At 65.3% G+C, this 22,840-nt stretch carries 23 protein-coding genes and 1 riboswitch; of the genes, 19 read left to right on the top strand and 4 right to left on the bottom strand.

What is annotated here, in order from left to right; all coding sequences use genetic code 11:
- Window positions 1-39: 39 nt before the first annotated feature.
- A riboswitch (cobalamin riboswitch) is annotated at window positions 40-260 on the bottom strand.
- Window positions 261-299: 39 nt separating this feature from the next.
- The gene (gene cobO / locus IVB18_RS19195) at window positions 300-935 is read left to right on the top strand and encodes a cob(I)yrinic acid a,c-diamide adenosyltransferase (RefSeq protein WP_247990559.1); all 636 of its coding nucleotides are present in this window, start codon (window positions 300-302) and stop codon (window positions 933-935) included.
- Between the two features lie 12 nt (window positions 936-947).
- Window positions 948-2,396: a cobyric acid synthase gene (locus IVB18_RS19190; protein ID WP_247990558.1), complete on the top strand. Its 1,449-nt coding sequence runs from the start codon at window positions 948-950 to the stop codon at window positions 2,394-2,396.
- A gap of 4 nt (window positions 2,397-2,400) precedes the next feature.
- Here the strand turns inward: IVB18_RS19190 and cobD are convergent, their stop codons facing one another.
- Both cobD and cbiB read right to left on the bottom strand, forming a co-directional pair.
- Window positions 2,401-3,366, bottom strand: coding sequence for a threonine-phosphate decarboxylase CobD (gene cobD, locus IVB18_RS19185; RefSeq protein WP_247990557.1), 966 nt, complete (start codon window positions 3,364-3,366; stop codon window positions 2,401-2,403).
- Window positions 3,367-3,377: 11 nt separating this feature from the next.
- Window positions 3,378-4,319: an adenosylcobinamide-phosphate synthase CbiB gene (gene cbiB / locus IVB18_RS19180; RefSeq protein WP_247990556.1), complete on the bottom strand. Its 942-nt coding sequence runs from the start codon at window positions 4,317-4,319 to the stop codon at window positions 3,378-3,380.
- Between the two features lie 126 nt (window positions 4,320-4,445).
- On the opposite strand from cbiB, the gene cobU reads away from it, so the two are divergent.
- From cobU to IVB18_RS19155, 5 genes are all read left to right on the top strand, one after another.
- Entirely contained in the window at window positions 4,446-4,949 is a 504-nt protein-coding gene (cobU, locus tag IVB18_RS19175; protein ID WP_247990555.1) for a bifunctional adenosylcobinamide kinase/adenosylcobinamide-phosphate guanylyltransferase, read from the top strand.
- Window positions 4,946-5,728, top strand: coding sequence for an adenosylcobinamide-GDP ribazoletransferase (gene cobS, locus IVB18_RS19170; protein ID WP_247990554.1), 783 nt, complete (start codon window positions 4,946-4,948; stop codon window positions 5,726-5,728). Before cobU ends, cobS begins: the two co-directional genes overlap by 4 nt.
- 4 nt (window positions 5,729-5,732) lie before the next feature.
- Complete coding sequence (gene bluB / locus IVB18_RS19165; RefSeq protein ID WP_247990553.1) at window positions 5,733-6,365, top strand: 5,6-dimethylbenzimidazole synthase; 633 nt, start codon at window positions 5,733-5,735, stop codon at window positions 6,363-6,365.
- A gap of 126 nt (window positions 6,366-6,491) precedes the next feature.
- A complete protein-coding gene (locus IVB18_RS19160; protein ID WP_247990552.1) occupies window positions 6,492-7,526 on the top strand; it encodes an ABC transporter substrate-binding protein in 1,035 nt (344 codons plus the stop codon).
- Complete coding sequence (locus IVB18_RS19155; protein WP_247990551.1) at window positions 7,523-10,210, top strand: hybrid sensor histidine kinase/response regulator; 2,688 nt, start codon at window positions 7,523-7,525, stop codon at window positions 10,208-10,210. Before IVB18_RS19160 ends, IVB18_RS19155 begins: the two co-directional genes overlap by 4 nt.
- Here the strand turns inward: IVB18_RS19155 and IVB18_RS19150 are convergent.
- Entirely contained in the window at window positions 10,203-11,126 is a 924-nt protein-coding gene (locus tag IVB18_RS19150; RefSeq protein WP_247990550.1) for a LysR family transcriptional regulator, read from the bottom strand. The genes IVB18_RS19155 and IVB18_RS19150 overlap by 8 nt on opposite strands.
- A 130-nt stretch (window positions 11,127-11,256) precedes the next feature.
- Here IVB18_RS19150 and IVB18_RS19145 point away from each other — a divergent pair, with 130 nt between their 5' ends.
- The 10 genes from IVB18_RS19145 to IVB18_RS19100 all read left to right on the top strand — a co-directional run bounded on the left by IVB18_RS19145 (window position 11,257) and on the right by IVB18_RS19100 (window position 21,081).
- A complete protein-coding gene (locus IVB18_RS19145; protein WP_247990549.1) occupies window positions 11,257-12,195 on the top strand; it encodes a ring-cleaving dioxygenase in 939 nt (312 codons plus the stop codon).
- Window positions 12,192-12,818 carry an alpha/beta hydrolase gene (locus IVB18_RS19140; protein WP_247990548.1) on the top strand — a complete coding sequence of 209 codons (627 nt, stop codon included), beginning with the start codon at window positions 12,192-12,194 and terminating at the stop codon, window positions 12,816-12,818. The genes IVB18_RS19145 and IVB18_RS19140 overlap by 4 nt, the downstream gene beginning before the upstream one ends.
- 175 nt (window positions 12,819-12,993) lie before the next feature.
- Window positions 12,994-13,776, top strand: a complete 783-nt coding sequence (locus IVB18_RS19135; protein WP_247990547.1) for an IclR family transcriptional regulator — start codon at window positions 12,994-12,996, stop codon at window positions 13,774-13,776.
- Window positions 13,773-14,648, top strand: a complete 876-nt coding sequence (locus IVB18_RS19130; protein ID WP_247990546.1) for an ABC transporter permease — start codon at window positions 13,773-13,775, stop codon at window positions 14,646-14,648. Before IVB18_RS19135 ends, IVB18_RS19130 begins: the two co-directional genes overlap by 4 nt.
- An 83-nt stretch (window positions 14,649-14,731) precedes the next feature.
- Window positions 14,732-15,541, top strand: coding sequence for an ABC transporter permease (locus IVB18_RS19125; RefSeq protein WP_247990545.1), 810 nt, complete (start codon window positions 14,732-14,734; stop codon window positions 15,539-15,541).
- 30 nt (window positions 15,542-15,571) lie between these two features.
- The gene (locus IVB18_RS19120; protein WP_247990544.1) at window positions 15,572-16,636 is read left to right on the top strand and encodes an ABC transporter substrate-binding protein; all 1,065 of its coding nucleotides are present in this window, start codon (window positions 15,572-15,574) and stop codon (window positions 16,634-16,636) included.
- Window positions 16,633-17,724, top strand: coding sequence for an ABC transporter ATP-binding protein (locus tag IVB18_RS19115; protein ID WP_247990543.1), 1,092 nt, complete (start codon window positions 16,633-16,635; stop codon window positions 17,722-17,724). Before IVB18_RS19120 ends, IVB18_RS19115 begins: the two co-directional genes overlap by 4 nt.
- Window positions 17,725-17,731: 7 nt before the next feature.
- Window positions 17,732-18,418, top strand: a complete 687-nt coding sequence (locus IVB18_RS19110) for an AroM family protein (protein ID WP_247990542.1) — start codon at window positions 17,732-17,734, stop codon at window positions 18,416-18,418.
- A complete protein-coding gene (locus IVB18_RS19105) occupies window positions 18,415-19,521 on the top strand; it encodes a DUF917 domain-containing protein (protein WP_247990541.1) in 1,107 nt (368 codons plus the stop codon). The genes IVB18_RS19110 and IVB18_RS19105 overlap by 4 nt, the downstream gene beginning before the upstream one ends.
- Before the next feature lie 6 nt (window positions 19,522-19,527).
- Entirely contained in the window at window positions 19,528-21,081 is a 1,554-nt protein-coding gene (locus IVB18_RS19100; RefSeq protein WP_247990540.1) for a hydantoinase/oxoprolinase family protein, read from the top strand.
- Window positions 21,082-21,724: 643 nt separating this feature from the next.
- On the opposite strand, the gene IVB18_RS19095 is transcribed toward IVB18_RS19100, so the two are convergent.
- A complete protein-coding gene (locus IVB18_RS19095; RefSeq protein ID WP_247990539.1) occupies window positions 21,725-21,979 on the bottom strand; it encodes a hypothetical protein in 255 nt (84 codons plus the stop codon).
- Between the two features lie 261 nt (window positions 21,980-22,240).
- Between IVB18_RS19095 and IVB18_RS51640 the strand changes: the two genes are divergently transcribed.
- On the top strand, window positions 22,241-22,366 hold the full coding sequence (locus IVB18_RS51640; RefSeq protein WP_256476966.1) for a hypothetical protein: 126 nt from the start codon (window positions 22,241-22,243) through the stop codon (window positions 22,364-22,366).
- Window positions 22,363-22,629, top strand: coding sequence for a hypothetical protein (locus tag IVB18_RS19090; protein ID WP_247990538.1), 267 nt, complete (start codon window positions 22,363-22,365; stop codon window positions 22,627-22,629). Before IVB18_RS51640 ends, IVB18_RS19090 begins: the two co-directional genes overlap by 4 nt.
- Window positions 22,630-22,840: the final 211 nt, after the last annotated feature.

The following is a 22,840-nucleotide window of genomic DNA, read 5'->3' as shown; positions in this document are numbered from 1 at the left end:
GAAGGTCCGCTTCCCCGTCGCGGAACACCCCGTCCGCCGGTCCAAATCGTCCGCGCTGGCAGGTCTCCCGGCTTGCGGAGCAGGGTTTTGCCCTTCGATCCCCGCCTTCCCGATCCCCGCAGGGGTCAGTGGCTTCGGGCATCTCTCCGGTCACGGTCGCGGGGGCGGCTGCATTTTGGACCCAAATCTTGCCGATTCGGACCCTATCGCATTCCCTCTTCGCCTGTCATAGGACAGGAACCAACGTCGGCCCACCATTTGCCCCCGACCGCCACTTGTCAAGCCGAAGGACCCGTCCGATGACGCCTGAACCGGATCCCCAAACGGCCGAGGAAACCGACACCCGGCATGCCGCGAAAATGGCGAAGAAGAAGGTCGCCCGCGACAAGATCATGGCGACCAAGAGCGGCGAAAAGGGCCTCATCATCGTCCACACCGGCGCCGGCAAGGGCAAGTCGTCCTCCGCCTTCGGCATGATCGTCCGCTGCGTCGCCCATGGCTTGCCCTGCGCGGTGGTGCAGTTCATCAAGGGCACTTGGGATACCGGCGAGCGGCGCCTGCTCACCGGCCATTTCGGAGATCTCTGCCAGTTCCACGCGATGGGCGAAGGCTTTACCTGGGAGACGCAGGACCGCGCCCGCGACATCGCAGCCGCGCGCGCCGGCTGGGAGAAGGCCAAGGAGCTGATCCTCGATCCGAACTTGCGCATGGTCGTGCTCGACGAGATCAACATCGCGCTACGCTACGACTATCTCGACGTCGCCGAGGTCGTCGATTTCCTGACGACGCACAAGCCGCCGATGACGCATGTCGTGCTCACCGGACGCAACGCCAAGGACGAGCTGATCGAGATCGCCGACCTCGTCACCGAGATGACATTGGTCAAGCACCCCTTCCGCTCCGGCATCAAGGCGCAGGCCGGCGTAGAGTTCTGAGACAATCTCGCGATGGCACGCGCATTGATGATCCAGGGAGCGGGCTCGGACGTGGGCAAATCGCTCATCGTCGCCGGCCTTGCGCGCGCCTTTACGCGGCGCGGCCTGCGCGTGCTCCCTTTCAAGCCGCAAAACATGTCGAACAATGCGGCCGTGACCGCCGACGGCGGCGAGATCGGACGTGCGCAGGCGTTGCAGGCACTTGCCGCGGGCGTCGAGCCGCACACCGACATGAACCCGGTGCTCTTGAAGCCCGAGACCGATGTCGGCGCACAGGTCGTGGTGCAGGGAAAGCGCATCGCGACCGTGCGTGCGCGCGAGTATGCGGCGATGAAACCATCGTTGATGAGCGCGGTGCTGGAGAGTTTCGAGCGGCTGAAGGCGCGCGCCGACCTCGTGCTGGTCGAAGGCGCCGGCAGTCCCGCCGAGGTCAATCTGCGCAAGGCCGACATCGCCAATATGGGCTTTGCCCGCAAGGCCGATGTCCCCGTCGTGCTCGTCGGTGACATCGATCGCGGCGGCGTCATCGCCCAGCTCGTCGGCATCAAGACGGTGATCGACCCGGATGACGCCACGATGATCCGGGGTTTTGTCATCAACAAGTTCCGCGGTGATCCCACGCTGTTCGCCGACGGCTACCGGCTGATCGAGCAGAAAACAGCCTGGCGCGGCCTTGGCGTGCTGCCCTGGTTCGCACGCGCCGGCGAGCTGCCGGCCGAGGATGCGCTGGGCCTAAGCGACGCGCGCAAGCCGGGCCAATGCAAGATCGCCTGCCTTGCGCTGTCGCGGATCGCCAATTTCGACGATCTCGACCCGCTCAAGCTTGAGCCTGGTGTCGATCTGGTGATGGTGCGTCCAGGCGAGGCGATTCCCGGCGATGTGCGTCTCGTCATCATCCCCGGCTCCAAATCGACGCGCGGCGACCTCGCCTTCCTGCGCGCACAAGGCTGGGACATCGATCTGCTGGCGCATCATCGTAGAGGCGGCCATGTGCTCGGCCTCTGTGGCGGCTATCAGATGCTCGGACGCAGCGTCGCCGACCCTGATGGAATCGAGGGACCCGCGGGCGAAACGCTGGGCCTCGGGCTTCTGGATGTCACGACAGTGATGAACGCACAGAAGACCCTGACGCGCGTCTCGGCCGTGCACGCGGCTACGGATCAACCGATCCAGGCCTACGAAATCCACATCGGCCGCACCGACGGGCCGGATCGCGCCCGCCCCTTCGCGAGGCTCGACGGCGCTCCGGAAGGCGCCATCTCAACCGACGGGCGCGTGCAGGGTAGCTATCTGCACGGCCTCTTCACTTCGGACGATTTTCGCAGAGCGTTTCTCGCAAAGCTCAATATTCCCGCAGGCAACGAGCCGTATCACGCCAGGGTCGAGAGCGCGCTCGATGCGCTCGCCGATCACATCGAGACCCATCTCAACGTCGAAGGCCTGCTCGCGCTTGCGCGCTGAGCGCTCAGCGTACAAGAACCTCGGCGAGGCGCGTCCATTCGGACTCGATGCCTGGCAGTCCCAGGCGCAGCCATGTCGGCTTCTTCGTGAAGACGCGCGACCAGATCTGGCTGCGCGCCAGTTTTTCCTGCGCGTCTAACGCGTCGCCGGTCTCGTAGAGACGAAACAGCGGCGTTCCCCCAACCAGTCTCCAGCCCTGCGATTGCACCATGGCGTCGAGCCGAACACCGTCGCGCGCGAGACGTGCTGATGTTGCCGTGGCCCAGGCGTCGTCAAGCAAAGCGCGGCAACCGATCGCGATCGCCGCTCCCGATATCGGCCATGGGCCGGACATCGCCGCGAGCGTGGCGATGTCGGTTGCATTGCCGAGCGCAAAGCCGAGTCGCAGGCCGGCGAGCCCGTAGAACTTTCCAAAGGAACGCAGGATCAACAGCTCCGGCCGCTCCGCTTCCGAAGCGAGCGACAGATGCGGAACGGCGTCGGCAAAACTCTCGTCGATCACGAGGCGGCCGACGCGCGACTGCAGCGCGAGCAAGTCCTCAGGTTCATGACACCGGCCGTCAGGATTGTTGGGATTGACGACGATAGCAAGGTCCGCGCCTGCCAGCGCATCAAGGTCCCTGACGTCTTCGACGTCCCAACCGGCGTCCGATAGGACTGCGGCATATTCGTTGTACGTTGGCGCCAGGATGCGCGCCCGGCCGGGCGGCGCGAGACGCGGCAGAAGCTGAATGGCAGCTTGCGCGCCGCCGATCGCGACGACCGGTGCGCTCGTGCCATAGGCGTGCTGGGCCGCCTGATGCAAGGTTTCGATCTCGGATCGTGACGGCAAAGCACTCCAGGAGTGCGAGTCGATCTCGCCCACCGGATAAGGCAGCCGGTTGATCCCCGTCGAGAGATCGATCCAGTCCTCCCCGCATCCGCCAAAACGCTGCTGGGCCTGATCGAGATTTCCGCCGTGCTCACGCATGCCCTGTTCTTTCACGCGAAAGCCAGGATCGCAAGCAGACCGGCGAGCAGCAGCATGGCGCGGCGGTAGATCGTCAACCCTTGAGTGATATCGGCGGCGAGCGGATCGCGCGCGCCTTCGTTCAGCCAGGGCTCATTCGTGACGCTGCCGTGATAGATGCGCGGACCGCTGAGCCGCACGCCGAGCGCGCCGGCCATCGCCGCTTCCGGCCAGCCGGCGTTGATCGAGCGGTGGCGGCGCGCATGCCGCGTCATGCACGACAAAGCCTGCGACCGCCGCGGCGCGAGCAGCACGAACAGAAAACCGGTCAGCCGCGCCGGAATGAAATTGGCGACATCGTCGATGCGCGCAGCCGCCCAGCCGAAGGCCTCGTGGCGTTCGGTGCGATGGCCAATCATGGAGTCCAGCGTGTTGATCGCCTTGTAGCCGAAGATGCCGGGCAGACCGAACAGCGCGCCCCAGAACACGGGCGCCACGACACCGTCGGAGGCGTTTTCCGCGAGGCTCTCGATCGCCGCACGCGCGATGCCGGCTTCGTCGAGCACCGCGGGATCGCGACCGACAATGCGCGAGACAGCCACGCGCGCGCCGGCGATGTCGCCGGCCTGCAAGGGGTTCGCGACGGCGGCGACATGGTCATGTAACGAGCGCAACGCGACCAGAGGCCAGGCCAGGAGGCCGACCAGCACGACTTGAATCCATCCCAGCGCGAGCATGGACTGAAGCACCCAGCCAAGCGCGGCCGCCAGTGCGATCACAACGAACGCACCGGCAACGCCCGCTGCGCGGCGAACCGCCGGCGGATCGGACGAGCGATTCCAGGCGGCATCGACGACCGCGATCAGCCGGCCGAGCCAGGTCACGGGGTGGCCGATCCACGCGAACAGCGGGGATGGCCAGCCCAACAGGGCATCCACCGCCATCGCCACCACCATTGCGCCCGCAAAGCCCACGCACGTCTCCTGTCCCGCCTGCCCCTGTTGCGCAAAGCTCAGGCCGAGCGCAAGCCCCTCGGCGGCGGATTTCGGCTTTGTCTTTGGCTGCGTTTGGTGATTAGTGCTGGCCGGCAGGAGACTTTTATGGCCGTCATCTTGATCACGGGCGGAGCGCGATCGGGCAAGAGCAGGCGTGCGGAAACGCGTGCGCGCGCCTTTCCCGGGCGGCCCGTCTATGTCGCGACGGCCGAGGCGCTCGATTCGGAAATGGAGGCGCGCATCGCAACGCACCGTGCGCGGCGCGGAACCGACTGGATCGAGCGCGAGGTGCCGCTCGATCTCGTGCAGGCGCTGCTCGCCACCGATGGCGGCGGAGCCCGGCTCGTCGACTGCCTGACGCTGTGGCTCTCCAACCTGCTACACGCGGAACGCGATTGGGAGCGCGAAGTTAAAGAACTCGCCGGCGCTCTGCCTCGCCTGAACAGTCCGGTCGTCCTCGTCACCAATGAGGTCGGTCTCGGTATCGTTCCGGACAACGCGCTGGCGCGCACCTTTCGCGACGCCGCCGGAATCATGAACCAGACCATTGCGGCTGTTGCCGACGAGGTCGAGTTCGTCGTCGCGGGCCTACCGATGAAGCTGAAATGATGCCTGGCGCCGAACTTGTGAAAGACGTCATTGCCGATCTCAGAATCGCGGCGTCATTCGTCACGATCCTGCCGGTGACATCGTCAAAGCCCAGCGCTGCTGGCGCAATCGCGCGCGCGACCTGGGCGCTTCCTGTCGCCGGACTGGTGGTCGGCCTCGCAGGCGCTGCGGCCTATGCGATCGCGAGCAAGCTGGGATTGCCGCCGGGTCCGTCCGCCCTGCTCGCTCTGGCCACAACCGCCCTCGTTACCGGCGCACTGCACGAGGACGGGCTTGCCGATACCGCCGACGGGCTCGGGGGCGGGCGAACGCGCGAGCGCAAGCTTGAGATCATGCGCGACAGCCGGATCGGCACCTATGGCGTCTGCGCGCTGATCCTGTCGTTCGGCTTGCGCTGGAGCGCGCTCGCCGCGATCGCCAATCCATGGGCAGTCGCGCTTGCGCTGTGCTCTGCGCATGCCGCGGCCCGCGCGGGCGTGCCGGCCTTCATGTCGCTTGTGCCGCCGGCGCGGCCCGACGGGCTGTCGGCGAGCGCCGGATCGCCGCCGGGACCAAGCGTGGCCATCGCCTTCGCTCTCGGGACGCTCTGTCTTGCCCTAGCGCTTGGGCCGGGCAAGGCGTTGGTCGGCCTGATCCTGCTGTCGCTCGCCGGGCTGGTTCTGGCCCGGCTTGCCATCCGCCAGATCGGCGGGCAGACCGGCGACATCCTCGGCGCGTTCGAGCAGACCGGCGAGATCCTGATCCTCCTGGTGGCCGCGGCCTTCCAGATGGGGCTATGACCTCATGGTCGAGTTCGACGACATTTTTCGCCGGCAATTGCGCGAGCTGTTCGTGTGGCGCCGCGACGTGCGTCGCTTTCGCACCGATCCGCTGCCGGACGGCGCCATCGCGCGGCTGATCGAGACGGCTTGCCTGTCGCCCTCGGTCGGCCTCAGCCAGCCCTGGCGCTTCGTCACCGTCGATGATGCTGCACGGCGCCGCGCCGTCATCGAGGATTTCAAGGCGTGCAACGCCGATGCGCTAAATGCCTATGCCGGCGAGCGTGCCGCGCGCTATGCCGCGCTAAAGCTCTCGGGCCTCGAACAGGCCCCTAGCCACCTCGCCGTCTTCGCCGACAAGGCGAGCGATATCGGTCACGGCCTCGGCCGCGCGACCATGCCGGAGACAACGGAATATTCCGTGGTCGCCGCGATCACCGCGATGTGGCTCGCCGCGCGCGCCGACGGCATCGGGCTCGGCTGGGTATCGATCCTCAATCCGGATCGTATCCACGACACTCTCGACGTCCCGCAGTCCTGGAAATTCATCGCCTATCTCTGCATCGGTTATCCCGAGGCCGAATGCGACCAGCCGGAGCTCGAGCAGGCGAAGTGGGAATATCGGCGGGGAGCTAACGAATTCACGCTGCGGCGCTAGCGCGGCCGCATATTGCGACTTGCAAGGCTGCGAATGAACATTCACACGCGCTTTTTTTCATCAATTGTGGATGCCGGGCTTTCGCGCTAAGCATCCGGCTTGGGACAAGCCATTGAAACGAATTCCATGACCGAACGGCCTTCCGCTGCGGTGGCGGTCGATCGCCGCGACTTCATTCGCCTCGCGGGCACAACGGCCGCAGGATGGCTTGCGCTCGGCGCAACGCCGGATCGTATCCGGATCGTCGCCTCGCTGACCGGATTGCCGCTCGACGATGAACTGACCCGCAGGAACTTCTCCGACAACATGAACTCGCGCCTGGGTGGGCTCATCGGAGGCTTGAGGCAGCGCGGCTGGGTTGAAGGCGTCAATATCCGCTTCGAGATCCGTTCGACTTTCGGTGGACCGGCCAAGCTCCAGGCCGCGATCCAGGAGATCATCGACCTCAAACCGGACGTCATCCTGACCGGCTCGACGGTCGAAACCGCCGCCGTCATGGCGACCACCAGGACGATCCCGATCGTTTTCGCGACTGCAAACGATCCCGTCGGCAATGGCTTCGTCGAAAGCCTCGCGCATCCCGGCGGCAACGTCACCGGCTTCACCAACAGCTCCGCCGAGATGGGCGGCAAATGGCTTCAGCTCGTCCGGGAGGTTGTACCGGATCTCGCGCGCGTCGGCGTCCTGTTCAATCCGGTGACCACGCCGCGCGCCGGGCGCTTCTTCCTCGACTCCATCGAACAAGAGGCGGCGGCGTCCGGAGTGTCCGTAGTCCCCGCGCCCGTCAACGCGGCAGCTGAGATCGACGCGGCGATAGGCCGCTTTTCCGAAGCGCCGAGGGCGGCGATGATCGCGCTGGTCGACAGCTTCCTGGTGATCAACCGGCAGGCGGTCGTCGCGGCAACCGCCAAATATCGCGTCCCCATGATCTATCCGTTCCATTATTTCATCGATGCGGGCGGGTTGATGAGCTACGGGCCAACGTTGGAGGTGCGCTCGGCCGACTATGTCGACCTCATCCTGCGCGGCACCAAGGCCGGCGATCTCCCGGTGCAATCGCCGCGAAAATACGAGCTCCTGATCAACCGCACGGTCGCTGGGGCGCTCGGGTTGAAGCTGCCGTTCACGCTGCTCGCGCGCGCCGACGAGATCCGCGAGTGAACGAAGCGATCGACCAGGGACATTTGCGAACGCCTCCCGGCCGGCTGTTCCGCAAATATCTCTACTCGATCGTCGCACTCGCCTTTGCCGCGCTTGCCATCAACACCGCCTTCGACGTCTGGTTCTCTTACCGCGAGCAGAAGCAGCTTCTCGCGGCAACCCAGCGCGAGCAGGCTGCGTCCGCAGCCATTCAGATCGGACAGTTTATCGGCCAGATCGAGAACCAGATCAGATGGCTCGCGCGCCTGCCTGCGGAGCTTTCGACCAATGAAGACGAACGCCTGAACGCCATCCGCCTCCTGCGCCTCTCGCCTGCGATCGCGGAAATTGCCGAGCTCGACTCGCAGGGCCGCGAGCAGGTGCGCGTATCGCGCCGCGTCGCGGACAGGATCGGCAGCAAAGCCGATCTCTCCATGGCCTTCCGCGGCGCGAACGAAAGCCGGACCTATTACGGGCCGGTCTACTTCTTGGGCGACACCGAGCCGTTCATGACGCTCGCCGCGCGCAACGTCGGCCGCGATCCCAATGTGATCGTCGCCGAAGTCAATCTGCGTTTCATCTGGGACCTCGTCGCCGGCATCAGGGTGGGTAGTACCGGCAAGGCCTACGCGGTCGACCGCATGGGGCTGTTGATCGCGCATCCCGATTTGTGGCCGGCGCTGCGCCGCACCGATCTCTCCGGGCATCCGGACGTCCGCGCCGCGCTCGATGGCGTGGCGCCGCCGGCAGGCGGGCTGGTGAGGGAGGATTTGTCGGGTCAGCGCGTGCTGTCGACCTATGCGACCGTCCCCTCGCTCGGCTGGGTGGTGTTCGTCGAGCTTCCGCTCAGCGAGGCCTACGCCCCGATCTACGCATCGATCGGACGGTCGACGTTTCTGCTGATCGTCCTGCTCGCCTTCGCGGTCCTGGTCTCCCTCCTGCTCAGCCGGCGCATGACCGTGCCGATCCAGATGTTGACGCAAGGCGCGCGGCGAATCGAAAGCGGCGATCTCGGCCTGCGCCTCGCGATCAAGACCGGTGACGAGCTGGAAGCGCTTGGCGACCAGTTCAACCGGATGGCCGCACATCTTCGCGACTCCTATGCGACCCTCGAGCGCAAGGTTGCCGAGCGGACCGCCGAACTCGAAAAGACCCGCGATCAGGCCCTTGCCGAGCATGACGCCGCCGAGCGCGCGCGCAGCGCGGCTGTCGTGGCCAACGAGACCAAATCTCGCTTTCTTGCCGTGGTCAGCCACGAGTTGCGCACGCCCCTCAACGGCGTCATGGGCGTGCTGCAACTGCTTGACGACGGCAGCCTCGGCGAGGTCCAGCGCCGCCACCTCGCCACCGCGGCCGCATCGGGGGAAACGCTGATCGCGCTGGTCGATGCCATTCTCGAATACGCACGCTTGGAGGCCAGCACCGAAACGCTGGAGACGCGCGACTTCCGCCTCGACCAGCTCATCGAGGCGGCCGCCGACCTGATGCGTCCCCAGGCTTTCGGCAAGGGACTGATCTTCGACCTCGTCTGCGATGCGACGGTTAGCACGTCCGTGCACGGCGACCCGGTACGGCTCAATCGCATCCTGCTCAACCTGATCGGTAACGCGATCAAATTCACCCCGCGCGGCGGGATCGGCTTGATCGCGACGGCGGCGCGGCATGACGATCATGTCCTGCTTCGCATCACGATTCGCGACACCGGCATCGGCATCGCGCCCGACATGCACGAGCGGATCTTTGAGGATTTCGTGCAAGCCGACGATAGCATCGCACGGCGGTTCGGCGGCACCGGCCTCGGACTTGCGATCGCGCGCCGCCTGACGCGCCTGATGCGCGGCGAGCTGACGGTAGAAAGCACGCCGGGCGCGGGCAGCTTGTTCATGCTCACCGTCCCGCTCGCTCTCGCGGCGAGCGGAATCGCTCAGGGTGCCGTCCAGGCGCCATCGCGGCAGCTTCGCGTGCTGCTGGTGGATGACGATCCCGTCAACTGCGAGGTCGGCGAAGCGATCCTGAACCGGCTCGGCCATCGCCCCATGATCGCAAGGAACGGTGCGTCGGCCGTGGAGCTTGCCCGGGATCAATCGTTCGACGTCATCCTGATGGATCTGCACATGCCCGACATGGATGGCGTCGAGGCCGCGTCGCGGATCAGGGAGCTTGGCCTGCAGCGGATGCCCCGCATCATCGCGGTGACCGCCGACGTGTCGCGCAGCGCTCGCGAACGGCTCGCCGGCGCGGGGATCACCAAGGTCGTCAGCAAGCCGATCCTGATCAACGCGCTTCGCGAGGCAATCGAGGACGATCCCCAGGACGAACCGGCCGCGACGCAACTCGCCGCTGGCGCATTGATCGACCTGCACTTTCTCGACGACCAGAAAGAACTCCTGGGCGCCGCGCAAATCGCGAAGCTTCACCAATTGCTGGAAGAGACCGGCGAAAAACTGATCGAAGACATCGTGAAGGCCGCGGCAGCCGGCGATCGCGCGCAGCTCGCGCGGTCCGCGCACCAGCTCGGCAGCGCTGCAAGCGCACTCGGCCTGGTCCGGCTGTTCGAGCACTGCCGTGAAGTGGAGCTGGCGACGGCCTCGATGTCCCCCGCCGAGTGCCAGAGTGCCGCCCGCGAACTCGCCGCACTTCGGCAGGCATCGATGAGCGCACTGGACGACCTGCATCTGCCTGCCGAGCAGCGTTCGGTCACCTAGCTGCGGAGCGTCCGCGCGCGCCTGCGTCGTCGCCGGCGCTGAAACGCTCAACGAGGAAATCGATGAAGAGTCTGACCTTCACCGAAAGATGCCGCGTCGGCGGATAGACCGCGTAGAGCGCGAGCGGCGGTGCAAAGTAGTCTTCGAGCACGGCGCGCAGCTCGCCTTTCCTCAAGGCGTCGGCGGCGATGAATTCGGGGAGCAGTGCAAGCCCCCTGCCCTTGATCGCGACATCGCGCAGCACTTCGGCATTGTTGACGCAGAGCGACCAGGCCGGCTGGATCCAGTGATCGCCGTCCGCACCGGTGAGCTTCCATTGATTGCCGGTGAGCAGGAAGCCATAAGTCAGCGATGCGTGCTCGCGCAAATCCTGCGGATGTTTCGGCGTGCCGTGACGCGCAAGATAGTCCGGCGAGGCGCAAATCATGCGCGCGACTGGCACGATCTTCCGCGCGATCAGGCTTGAAGATTCCAGCTCCGCGATTCGCAGCGTCACGTCAAAGCCGTCCTGGACGGGATCGAGCAGATCGTCGCTCAGCACAAGCTGAAGCTGAAGCTCGGGATATCGCGCCATGAAATCGGCAAGCACCGGCCCGAGCCGCAGGGTGCCGAACGACATCGGCGCATTCACGCGCAACAGGCCGCGCGGTGCCGACTGGAGCTGCGTCACCGCCTGATCGGCTGCCTCGATCTCGGAGAGGATCACGACCGCGCGCTCGAAATATCGCTGGCCGCTCTCGGTCGGGCTCGCGTGCCGGGTGGTGCGGTTCAGCAATTGCACGTCGAGGCTCTCCTCGAGGTCGGCGATGTATTTGCTGATCGCGGAGCGCGAGAGCCGCAATTGGCGACCGGCCTCGGCAAAACTGCCGCTTTCGACCACCTTCACGAAGGCGCGCAGGCTGGCGACCTTATCCAAGGGCCGGCCCCGGCGATTGTTTCCAAATCGTAGACATAGACGTCATATTTGCATGGATTGTCTCCAATTCAAAGCCATCCGATATTCCCACCCAGAGCAAGACCGCTCCACGAGCTTTTGGAGGACGAGCATGTCTGGACTGCACCATGTCACCGCGATCGCCGGCGACCCCATCAGGAATTTTGGCTTCTACACGCGGGATCTCGGGCTGCGCTTCGTCAAGAAGACGGTCAATTTCGACGATCCCGGTACCTATCACTTCTATTATGGCGATGAGACCGGCCGGCCCGGCACCATCCTGACCTTCTTCCCTTGGGCTGGCGTGCCTGCGGGCCGCCGCGGCGTCGGCGAGACGCATCAGACTGCTTTCCGTGTGCCGCAGCGCTCGCTCGGTTACTGGACGCAGCGCCTCACCGAGAAGGGCGTCGCTTACGAAGCACTTGAAAAGCGCTTCGGCGAATCCGTGCTGCCGTTCACCGATCCGGACGGCATGGCGCTGGCGCTGGTCGGCGTGCCCGGCGCCGAGAATGAGCCGGGCTGGAGCAACGGCGACGTGCCGGCCGAGCATGCGATCCGCGGCTTCCACGGCGTGACGCTGCTGCTCGACAGCGCAGCGAAGACGGCGGCCGTCCTCACCGACGTGTTCGGCTTCAAGGAGACGGCGCGCGAAGGCTCCGTGATCCGCTTCAAGGCGCCCGGCGATGTCGAGGGCAGCGTCGTCGATATCTATGAGGCCAAGGGCTTTTTGCGCGGCCATCAGGGCGGCGGCTCCGTGCACCATATCGCCTTCCGCGCGGCCGATGATGCCGAGCAGGGCCGAATGGCGCAGAAGCTCGTCAGCAATCACGGCCTGCACCCGACCGAGCAGAGGGACCGCAACTACTTCCGCTCAATCTACTTCCGCGAGCCCGGCGGCGTGCTGTTCGAGATCGCAACCGATATCCCCGGCTTCGCCGTCGACGAACCCGTCGCGACGTTGGGCCGCGACCTGAAGCTGCCGGGCTTCCTCGAACAGAATCGCAAGCAGATCGAGGACGTCCTGCCGAATTTGGAAGAGAGCGTATCATGACCGAGAGTTCATTCGTCCATCGCTTCGAGCCCGCGAGCAGCGCGGGCTCCACCCCGCTCCTGCTGCTGCACGGTACCGGAGGCGACGAGAACGACCTGCTCGGGCTCGGCAAAATGATCTCGCCGGGCTCCGCCCTGCTCTCGCCGCGCGGGCGCGTGCTCGAGCACGGTATGCCGCGCTTCTTCCGCCGCCTCGCCGAAGGCGTGTTCGACGAGGAGGACGTGCGCCGGCGTGCAATCGAGCTCGGCGAGTTCGTCGAGGACGCGCGGCAACGATACGGCCTCGCGGCGCCGGTCGCGGTCGGCTTCTCCAACGGCGCCAACATCGCGGCGGCGCTGTTGCTGCTGAGGCCGCACGCGCTGGCCGGCGCGATCCTGCTGCGCGCCATGGTGCCGCTGTCGGATCCGCCGAAGGCTGAACTCGACGGCAAGCCGGTTCTGCTCCTGTCCGGGCAGGCCGATCCGATCGTGCCGGCGAGCAACGCGGCACGGCTGGCGGCCCTGCTGTCGGAGGCGGGCGCGAGTGTGAGCCACAGAATCCTGCCGGCGGGCCATCAATTGTCGCAGGCCGACGTGACGCTGGCCCGCGACTGGATCAGCAACGTCGCCGCCGAGGCTGCCTGATTTGGAAGGGGCGCTCCGCTTGATCGTGGTGCGCCCCCTCTCGTGTCCGCGACCTCCCTGCGCCGTGCGCAATCCGGCGCCAATCTTTGCGCGAAATTTCCGCTTGCCCGTTTCCACGCCAGGCTTAGAATTTGGGACATGGTTCCGAATTATGGAACTGACGTGGACAAGGCCCATGAGCGCCCTCACCAACGCCATCGAGATCCTGCGCTGCTTTTCCAGCGCGCGGCCCGATTTGTCGTTCGCCGACGTGATGGCGTTGACCGGCAAACCGAAGAGCTCGACCTCGCGGCTGCTGCGCTCTTTGCGCGATTGCGGGCTGCTCGAGCAGGATCCTCACACCCGCCGCTATCGACCGGGCCTCCTCACCTTCGAGCTCGGCCGGCTGCATCGTGCCCATGACGATTTGATCAGCATGGCCGAGCGCGAGCTGCGCGAGGTCTGCGCGCGCACCGGACATACCGGTTACATCGCCGTGCTCGACGGCTACGAGCAGGTCGTGCTCAGGATCGTGCCGGGCTCCAATCCCTTGCGCGTCGTCAATCCGCCGGGCCAGCGCACGCCGGCGGTTGCCACTTCGAACGGCCGCGCCATGCTCGCACGCCTCTCAGACGACGACGTCCGCGCACGGGTGCCCGCGACCTATCCAAAACTGCCGCGCAACTCGCCGCAGAATTTCAAGCAGTTGATGGCGCGCCTGGATGAAATCCGCCGCACCGGCGTATCCGAGGCGGCCGATGAATCCATCGAGGGTGTGGGCTCGCAGGGCTTTGCGTTGAAGAGCGGCGAGACCGGCGAGATGATCGGGATCGCGGTGTCCTATTCGGTGCAGGCGACCACCGTCGCCGAGCGCGCCAATGTCCGGCGCGAGCTGACGGCGATGGCCGCAAAGCTGCGCCGGCTGACCGGCGATCAACTCGACCAGGTTGTCACCCGCGCTCAGGCGGGGACGCGATGAGCGACGCCGCCACCCAACGCCCCAACGGCCTTGCGCTCTTCATTCTGCCGAGCGTGCTGCTGTTTGCGCTGTTCTTCTTCCTGCCGATCGGATTGATGGCGCTCATGAGCGTGCTCACCGGCAATCCGGTGGTGGCGCCGAAGGTCGCCTTCACCACGCGCCACTATGGCCGCATCATCGACGACCCCTATTATCTCGAGGTGATCTGGACCACGATCCGGATCGGCCTCGTGACCACGCTGGTTGCGCTCGCGATCGGCTATCCGCTGGCGCACTGGATGGCGCGCATCCGGAGCCGCACCGGGCACGCGCTGCTGCTGATGGCAGTGCTGGCGCCGATGCTGACCGGCATCGTGGTCCGCACCTTCGCCTGGATGACGCTGCTGTCGGACAAGGGCGTGATCAACCAGACCCTGATCTCGCTCGGTATCATCAGCCAGCCGTTGAAGCTGATGTACACGGAGACCGGCATCGTGGTCGGGCTCGTCCACATCTACGTCCCCTTCATGGTGCTGACGCTCACCGGCGTGATCGGCCGCATCGACGAACGGCTGGAGCAGGCCGCGGAAAATCTCGGCGCCAGCCCCTTGCGCGCCTTCATCGAGGTGACGCTGCCCCTGAGCCTGCCTGGCATCCTGGCCGGCTCGCTGCTGGTGTTCGCGCTCGCGATCAGCGCCTATGTCACGCCGATCCTGCTCGGCGGCTTCCAGATCATGACGCTGCCGATTCTCATCTATCAGCAGATCTCGGCGAACTTCAACGTCGGCTTCGCGGCGGCGCTCGGCATCGTCCTGCTCTTGATCTCGCTGATGCTCGTCATCGCCTATAACCACGCGCTCGGCCTCGTCTCGGGCCAGCGCGAATTGCAGTGAGGCCGATGATGGGACCCTCGGCCTCGCACAGCCCATCGCTCGTGTCCGATCGAGAGGCCGCGCCTCGCCCCGCGACGGCGCCAATGCGTGCGATCGCAAGCCGACCGCACTATGGCCGATACCTCTATCTCGCCGTCAACATCTCCATACTGACGTTCCTGCTGGCGCCGATCGCCGTCGTCGTCGTGTTCGCCCTGAACCCGACGCCCTTCATCCAGTTTCCGCCGGTCGGCGTGTCCTTGCGCTGGTTCGAAAAATTCTTCGCCTCGCGCGACTTCATGCATGCGCTCGGCTTCAGTCTCGAAATCGCGCTCCTCACCACGGTGTCCGCGACCCTGCTCGGCGCGTCCGCGGCGCTGGCGCTCGCCCGCGGCAATTTGCCGGGCACGCGGCTGATCGTAGCGACCATGCTCTCGCCTTTGATGCTGCCGGCGATCCTGACTGGTCTCGCGCTGTTCCAGACCTATGTGCTGCTTGACGTCGGCCGCCCGACCTGGGGCCTGGTCGCCGGCCATACCCTGGTGACGTTGCCCTATGTGGTGCGCACGACGCTCGCGGTGCTGCATAATTTCGACCTGCGCCTCGAGGAAGCCGCGCGCAATCTCGGCGCAAGCCCGCTGCGCACCTTCTTCGAGGTCACGCTGCCGCTGATCAAGCCGGGCGTGCTTGCGGGCGCGATCTTCGCCTTCATCGTCTCGTTCGACCAGTTCCCGGTGTCGTTGTTCCTGGTCAGCCCGGGCAACGAGACGCTGCCGGTCACGCTGTTCAATTATCTCAAGTTCGATCTGGACGGCACCATCGGCGCCGCGTCGGTGGTTTCGATCGTCCTCGCTTTTGTCGTCGTCATCGGGCTCGACCGCACCGTCGGCCTGCGCTCCTACGTCAAATTGTAACCGCTCATTGGACCCGAAGGGATTCGAGACATGATGAAAGTTCTGGGATCGTTACGGCTCAGCCGCCGCCGCTTTCTGACCGCGAGTGCCTCGTTCGGAATCGGCACGATTGCCGCGCCCTACGTCGCGCGCGCCGACGATCCCACGCTGCGCATCACCGGCTGGGGCGGCAAGTGGGGCGAGGTCATGAAGGCCGAGATCGGGCCGGCCTTCGAGACCGAGTTCAAGTGCAAGCTCCAGACCGATTCCGCCTTCCCCTATCTGCCGAAGCTCCAGGCGAGCTCACGTTCTGCGCCGATCTATGACGTGCTGCACACCAATTCCAACGAGCAGTGGGCGGCGGCCGAGATGGGCCTGGTCGAGCCGAAGATCGACGCCAAGCTCGTGCCGAACCTCGCCGACGTCTATCCCTACGCCATCAGCGACAAGATCGTCGGCGTCTCGATCTTCACCAGTGCCATCGGGCTCGGCCTGCGCACCGACAAGGGCTATGGCAACATCAGCTCCTGGAAGGAGCTGTGGGACGCGAAATACAACGGTGTCCGCGGCGGCTACGTCATTCCCGTCAACAGCCTCGGCCAGGCCTTCCTGATGATGTGCGGCACGCTGTTCGGCAAGGGCCAGACCGATCTCGACGCGGCCTATGCGGCGCTGGAGAAGCTGAAGCCGATCAAGATCGTCGATTTCACCGGTGCGATGGAGAAGATGCTGCTGTCGGGCGAAGTCGGCCTCTGCGTCATCCACGATTCCGGCATCTACCGCTATGACGGGCAGAACCAGCCGATCGATTTCGTCGCGCCAAGCGAAGGCGTCCTGTCGCTCGAGCAAGTCCTGACCATCACCCCCGGCAGCAAGATGAAGGAGCTCGCCAACGCCTATGTGAATTACATGCTGCGCCCGGAGGTGCAGAAGCGCCTCGCGGAAACCGTGTGGTACTCGCCGGCCAACAGGAAGGTCAAGCTCGACGCCAAATACGACGCCAAGCTGCTCACCACGCCGGAAAAAGTCTCGAAGCTGATCCAGGTCGACTGGAAGTGGTACAACGAGCGCAAGGACGAGATCGACCAGCGCGTCAATCGGATCTTCCGCGCATGAGCGCATCGATCGAGATCGCCGGCGTCAGCAAGATCTACGACGGCGGCGTGCGCGCCGTGGACGCGGTCGCCATGGACATCCGGCAGGGTGAGTTCTTCTCCCTGCTCGGCCCGTCAGGCTGCGGCAAGACCACCACGCTGCGCATGATCGCCGGATTCGAAACGCCGAGCTCGGGCGCGATCTGCGTCGACGGTGCCGACATCACCCATGTGCCGGCGCATAAGCGCGACATGGGCATGGTGTTCCAGAACTACGCGCTGTTCCCGCATCGCACCGTCGCCGAGAACGTCGCCTTCGGCTTGCGCATGCGCGGGCTCGACAAGGCAAGCATCGCGACCAAGGTGAAGGCGGCGCTCGCCATGGTCGAGCTGTCCGGCCTGGAGAACCGCCGGCCTGCCCAGCTCTCCGGCGGCCAGCAGCAGCGCGTCGCGCTCGCCCGCGCCATCGTGATCGCCCCGCGCGTCCTGCTCTGCGACGAGCCGCTGGGGGCACTGGACAAGAAGCTGCGCCAGCAGATGCAGTTCGAGCTCAAGCAGCTCCAGAAGAAGCTCGGCCTGACCCTGGTCTTCGTCACCCACGACCAGGAGGAGGCGCTGGCAATGTCCGACCGCATCGCCGTGATGAACGGCGGCCGCGTCGAGCAGGTCGGCACGCCGGCCGAGATCTACAACCGGCCCACGACCCGCTTCGTCGCGGACTTCATCGGCGACACCAACATTTTTCGGGGCGAGCGCATCGCCACAAGCAACGGCGAGTTGGCTCTCGACGTGGGCAAGGGCCTGATCCTGGCGCTGCCGCCTTCCGCGGACATGCCAGGCAGCGGCGTGCTCTCGGTGGCGCTGCGTCCCGAGAAAATCCGGCTCTCGCCGCGCGCCGAGGCCGCAGACGGCGCGTCCGGCGTCACCGCGCATGGTGTCGTCGAAAACACCAACTTTCTCGGCGGCGCGGTACTCTATCGCATCGTGCTCGAGGGCGGACATCGCGTCCTCGTGCAGCAGCCCAATGCAGGCACGAGTTGCCTGTTCGCTCCCGGCAACGGTGTCACGCTCGACTGGACGCCGGCCGATCTCGTCGTATTGAAGGACTAGACCAGACATGAACATGCCATTGAAGCATCAGCGCATCGGGGTGGTGGTGATCGGCCAAAGCCCACGTCCCACCGTCGCGTCAGAGATCGCCGCCGTGCTGTCGCCGGGCATCCAGATCGAGCTGCGCGGTGCGCTCGACGGCATGAGCCGCGCCGAGATCGACGCCATCCCGCCGATGGACGGCTACGACACGCTATTCACTCTGCTGCCGAACGGCGATGGCGTCACCATCAGCAAGAAGGAAGTCGAGCGGCGGGCGAGCCAGCAGATCACCCGTTTCAAGCACGAGGGCGTCGGCGTGACACTGATGGCCTGCACCGGCAAATTTCCCAATCTCGCGGCCGATGGCCTCGTCATACTGCCTTCGGCCATCCTGCATAACCTCGTCGAAGCCGTGCTGCCCCATGGCCGCCTCGGCGTGTTCTCGCCGTTGGTCGAACAGACCGCACTGATCGACAAGAAATGGCAGCGCGAGGGCGTCGAGGTGGTCGGCGTTACGCTTCGCCCCGGCTCGGACGAGGCCGCGGTCGACGAGGCCGCACGCACGATGGCGGAGCTCGAACCCGATCTCGTGGTGATGGATTGCATCAGCTACACCAGCGCCAACAAGGCGCGCGTGCGCACTGCCTATCCCGGTCCGGTTATCCTCGGCATTGCCGCTGCGGCCCGCATCGTCGAGGAGCTGGTGTCGTGAGCAAGCCGGAATTGAAGACGATCAGCCTCGAGGAAATCGAAGCGCTCGCGGTCGGCGCCTGGATCCTCGGCACCGGCGGCGGCGGCAGCCCCTATCTCGGCCTGCTCAATCTGCGCCGGCTCTATGCCGAGGGCCACCGCGTGCAACTGATGTCGCCGCTCGACCTCGATGACGACGACTGGGTCGCGGTGGTCTCCAACATGGGCGCGCCGCTGGTCGGACAGGAACGCCTCGCCGACAGCCGCAACATCGCGCGCGCGGTGCGGATGCAGGAGGAGATCAACGGCATCAAGTTCCGGGCCGTGATGTCGGTGGAGATCGGCGGCGGCAACGGCGTGCAGGCGCTGATGGCGGCCGCCCATCTCGGCATTCCCGTGGTCGACGCCGACTGCATGGGCCGCGCCTTCCCGGAGGCGCAGATGACGTCAGTCGCGATCGGGGGCCTGCGCCCCTACCCCTGCACGCTCTATGATCCGCGCGGCATCGAAGCCGTCGTCACCAAAGTGCCGAGCTGGAAATGGATGGAGCGGGCGAGCCGCAAGATCTGCGTCGAGATGGGCTCGATCGCCTCTACCAGCAAGGCCCCGCGCACGGGGCGCGAGGTGAAGGACTGGGGCATCCATTTCACGACCACCAAGGCGATCCGCATCGGCCGCGCCGTGCAGGAGGCAAATCGCCGTCACGAGGACCCGATCGCCGCCTTGCTTGCAACTGAGGGAGGCAAGAAGCTGTTCACCGGCAAGATCGTCGACGTGGCCCGGCGCACGACGGAAGGATTCTTGCGCGGCTCGACCATGATCGAGGGCAGCGATGCCGACCGCGGCAGCCGGCTCAAGCTCTCGTTCCAGAACGAATGGATCGTGGCCTGGCGCGGCGAGGAGGCGATCGCGACGTCGCCCGACCTGATCTGCGTGCTCGACAGCGTCGACGGCCATGGCGTCGGCACCGAGACGATACGCTACGGCCAGCGCGTCACCGTCGTGGCTCTGCCGGCGCCACCCGTGCTCACGAGCCCCCGGGGCCTCGAATTCGTCGGCCCGCGCGCCTTCGGCTACGACCTCGACTACCGTTCCCTCTTCGCGCCCGCTGAGGCAGGAGCTTAAGATCTCATGAAACGTATTGGCATCGATGTCGGCGGCACCAACACGGACGCCGTGCTGATCGTCGACGAGAAGGTCGTCCATTCCGTCAAGCGCCCGACCACCGCCGACGTGACCTCGGGCATCCTGGACGCGCTGAAGGCGTTGCGCGCCAATCCGGCCGCCGCGGTGAAGGTCGATGCGGTCGTTATCGGCACCACCCATTTCATTAACGCGGTGGTGCAGCGCCGCCACGTCCAGAAGATCGCCGCGATCCGCATCGGCATGCCAGCGAGCGCCTCGCTGCCGCCGTTCTGCGACTGGCCTGCCGACCTCGCCGCGCTCGTCAACGGCGACATCTTCATGCTGGAGGGCGGCCACGATTACGACGGTCGCCCGTTCATGCCGCTCGACATCGCCGCCCTCAAGGAGGCCGCGCGAAAAATCAGGGACAAGGGCCTGCGCTCGGTCGCGGTGTGCTCGAGCTTCTCGCCGCTGGATCCCTCCTGCGAGACCACCGCGCGTGACATTCTCGGCGAAATCTGCCCTGACGTCGCCGTGACGCTGTCGCACGATCTCGGCCGCATCGGCTTGCTGGAGCGGGAGAATGCCGCGCTACTCAATGCTTCCTTGCACGATCTCGCCATCACCACGGTCGCGGCCTTTCGCAAGGCAATCGCCGACAGCGGCATCGATGCGCCGCTGTTCCTGACCCAGAACGACGGCACGGTCATGCAGGCCGAGATCGCCACCGCCTTCCCGGTGATGAGCTTTGCGTCCGGCGCCACCAATTCCATGCGCGGCGCCGCCCACCTCTCCGGCCTCGACGACGCCATGGTCGTCGACGTCGGCGGCACCACCTCCGACATCGGCCAGCTTCGTCACGGCTTTCCGCGCGAGGCCAACGCCGTGGTCGAAGTCGGCGGCGTCCGCACGCTGTTCCGGATGCCCGACCTGCTGTCGATCGGGCTCGGCGGCGGCAGCCATGTCGACGAGGATCCGGTCCGCGTCGGCCCGCTCAGCGTCGGCTACCGGCTGACATCGGACGCGCTGGTGTTCGGCGGCGCGCGCCTCACCGCGACCGACATTGCGGTCGCCGCCGGTCTCATCGAGATCGGCGACCGCTCCCGCGTCGCCAAATTGCCCAAACGCCTGATCGAGGCCGCGCTTCGCGATGCCTGGCGCAAGCTGGAGGAAGACATCGACCGCATGAAGACCGAGGCCGGCGACGTGCCGCTGCTCGCGGTCGGTGGCGGCGCCTTCCTGGTGCCGGATCGCCTGCCCGGCATCTCCGAGATCGTCCGCGTGCCGCACGGCGACTGCGCCAATGCGGTGGGCGCTGCGATCGCGCAGGTCAGCGGCGAAGCCGATCAGGTGTTCCGCGATCTCAGCCGCGAGGATGCGATTGCGGCGGCGCGCGATATCGCGGCCGACCGTGCCGTCCAGGCTGGAGCAGCACGCGACAGCCTCAAGACCGTCGATGTCGAGGACATGCCGATCGCTTATCTGCCCGGCAATGCGCTGCGCGTGCGGGTTCGCGTCGCCGGCGCCATCGCCGATCCGGATTTGCCTGCGGCGGCGTAGCGGGATCATCCCCAGCGTCATGGCCGGGCCTCGTCCCGGCCATCCACGCCTTAATCACGCGGCACGAAGAACGTGGATGCCCGGGACAAGCCCACGGCTGTCCGGTTCAGGCAAAACGGTTGCAACGAGACGCATCGACTCGTAATGAGCGCAAAATTCATTGATGTGACTCACGATTTTTGCGCTCTCGTTTTAGCCGAGCGACCCGCAGCGGAGTATGCTGAGGTCCGCAATGAAGAAAATTTGCGGTGTTCTCGCGAACAACAAGTATTCGCAGCTATGCCCCGACGCCATTAATTGACTCTAGCGACTCGCTTTTTGACGCCGAAGCCTGAACCGGACAGCCGTGGGACAAGCCCGGGCATGACGACCTCCGGTCAAACAAAAAGCGCGAAAACAACCCCATGCACAGTAGCCGGTAATAGCAGAATCAACGGCTTACGCGGGCAGGCAACGAGGCGGTTTGACTCGTCGGGCAAAACAGGGGCATAATGCTATTATTCCGAAATCGACAAGTTCTCCTCCCGTTTGTGGGAAAAGTATTACATTGATATCATTAGCGTTTCGCGGCGGTGTACGGCGGGTGTCAAAAACAGAAATATTTGCTGACACCGCCGCGAGATGCGCTTTGCGGGACAATAGGTCAGTCCCTGACCTGCTCACCGAGCCTTGCTGAGTCTCGTGCCGTGCGCCCCGCGCGCTGCGCGGCTTCTTCCTTGCTACCCGCGTGAGTGATTTCCTTCAGAACGTGGTTCACTGCACGCGGGTTGATCACATAAGCCGCTGCGATCTCGTGCTGGAACTGCCCGCTCCAGCGGCGCAGCCAAACGTCAACAGCTTCTTCGAATGTGAACTTGGTCTTGCGGGGGTGGTTGTCTTGAATGACAGGACTAGCCAAGCTAGGGTCTCCTCCGTGGTAACGGACATGCGAAAGCATCTCCTGTGAGAAACGCCACGGAAAGCCGAGCCCGCCTGCAAAGTGTGCTCGGCTTTTCCATGCGTGATACGGGGATCACGTCGCCCATTAGGCCAAAGCCGTTGGGGTCGCGCAAGGTGGCGCGGACAGTCCCCGGATTCAAGGGATTGAGGGTCAGTTCCCCCACGATTTACAGGCAAAACTGGACGGTCGCCCCTGACGCGATGATGGCGGGAGGACGGAATGTCGGAAGTGTTCTCACCACGAATTGCAAAGCAAATTACCACGCAAGGTAAAAAGCTGGGTCGCGCCGAGGCGATGCTAACGAGGCGCGGCAACCACGCTGCGCCGAAAGGGGGAACGCAATGAAGCCATTCCAAAGACTAAGCCACGGCGACGAGCGGACGGTAACGCTGCAGCTAAGCGGAATTGATACGGTCGAGCTTTTGGATTTTCTAAAATACGTTGGCGAGCATTTCACCGAATGCGCCGACGAGCACCGAAGAAACGGCGAACATGACATGCGAACGGAAAGCACCGAACTCGCAGCAATCGCTGCGAAACACTGGCTGGAAATAAATCACCAGTTCGTTTTCAAAAAGCCGTCAGGGTTTAAGCTGCCGCCTCGTTAGATGAGTTTAGTGCCGTGGTCAGCGGTGTTCGTCGATCCAATCATTTGGCAGCGGGCGCGCGGAGATGCCCGATGGCATTGCCTCGGCGCGACCACCTGACGATTTGCCCTGCGCGGTAATTCGTCGGGCGTTCGACTTCGGCACCTTGGCGACTCCTCGCCAATGCGAGCCAGCAGAGAGGTGCGCTAGAAGCGGGCGATAGGTTTACCGG

It is taken from the genome of Bradyrhizobium sp. 186 (assembly GCF_023101685.1).
Classification (GTDB): Bacteria; Pseudomonadota; Alphaproteobacteria; order Rhizobiales; family Xanthobacteraceae; genus Bradyrhizobium.
This window is presented reverse-complemented; position numbering and strand designations above follow the sequence as displayed.

Excerpts from the sequence above, each read along its gene's own strand:
- IVB18_RS19090 (WP_247990538.1), top strand. The coding sequence starts at position 22,363 with ATGAAGCCATTCCAAAGACTAAGCCACGGCGACGAGCGGACGGTAACG.
- IVB18_RS19140 (WP_247990548.1), top strand. The coding sequence starts at position 12,192 with ATGACCGAGAGTTCATTCGTCCATCGCTTCGAGCCCGCGAGCAGCGCG.
- cobS (WP_247990554.1), top strand. The coding sequence starts at position 4,946 with ATGATGCCTGGCGCCGAACTTGTGAAAGACGTCATTGCCGATCTCAGA.
- cobO (WP_247990559.1), top strand. The coding sequence starts at position 300 with ATGACGCCTGAACCGGATCCCCAAACGGCCGAGGAAACCGACACCCGG.
- IVB18_RS19160 (WP_247990552.1), top strand. The coding sequence starts at position 6,492 with ATGACCGAACGGCCTTCCGCTGCGGTGGCGGTCGATCGCCGCGACTTC.
- cobD (WP_247990557.1), bottom strand. The coding sequence starts at position 3,366 with ATGCGTGAGCACGGCGGAAATCTCGATCAGGCCCAGCAGCGTTTTGGC.
- IVB18_RS19190 (WP_247990558.1), top strand. The coding sequence starts at position 948 with ATGGCACGCGCATTGATGATCCAGGGAGCGGGCTCGGACGTGGGCAAA.
- IVB18_RS19120 (WP_247990544.1), top strand. The coding sequence starts at position 15,572 with ATGATGAAAGTTCTGGGATCGTTACGGCTCAGCCGCCGCCGCTTTCTG.
- cobU (WP_247990555.1), top strand. The coding sequence starts at position 4,446 with ATGGCCGTCATCTTGATCACGGGCGGAGCGCGATCGGGCAAGAGCAGG.
- IVB18_RS19125 (WP_247990545.1), top strand. The coding sequence starts at position 14,732 with ATGCGTGCGATCGCAAGCCGACCGCACTATGGCCGATACCTCTATCTC.
- IVB18_RS51640 (WP_256476966.1), top strand. The coding sequence starts at position 22,241 with ATGTCGGAAGTGTTCTCACCACGAATTGCAAAGCAAATTACCACGCAA.
- IVB18_RS19135 (WP_247990547.1), top strand. The coding sequence starts at position 12,994 with ATGAGCGCCCTCACCAACGCCATCGAGATCCTGCGCTGCTTTTCCAGC.
- IVB18_RS19100 (WP_247990540.1), top strand. The coding sequence starts at position 19,528 with ATGAAACGTATTGGCATCGATGTCGGCGGCACCAACACGGACGCCGTG.
- IVB18_RS19115 (WP_247990543.1), top strand. The coding sequence starts at position 16,633 with ATGAGCGCATCGATCGAGATCGCCGGCGTCAGCAAGATCTACGACGGC.
- IVB18_RS19145 (WP_247990549.1), top strand. The coding sequence starts at position 11,257 with ATGTCTGGACTGCACCATGTCACCGCGATCGCCGGCGACCCCATCAGG.
- IVB18_RS19130 (WP_247990546.1), top strand. The coding sequence starts at position 13,773 with ATGAGCGACGCCGCCACCCAACGCCCCAACGGCCTTGCGCTCTTCATT.
- bluB (WP_247990553.1), top strand. The coding sequence starts at position 5,733 with ATGGTCGAGTTCGACGACATTTTTCGCCGGCAATTGCGCGAGCTGTTC.
- IVB18_RS19110 (WP_247990542.1), top strand. The coding sequence starts at position 17,732 with ATGAACATGCCATTGAAGCATCAGCGCATCGGGGTGGTGGTGATCGGC.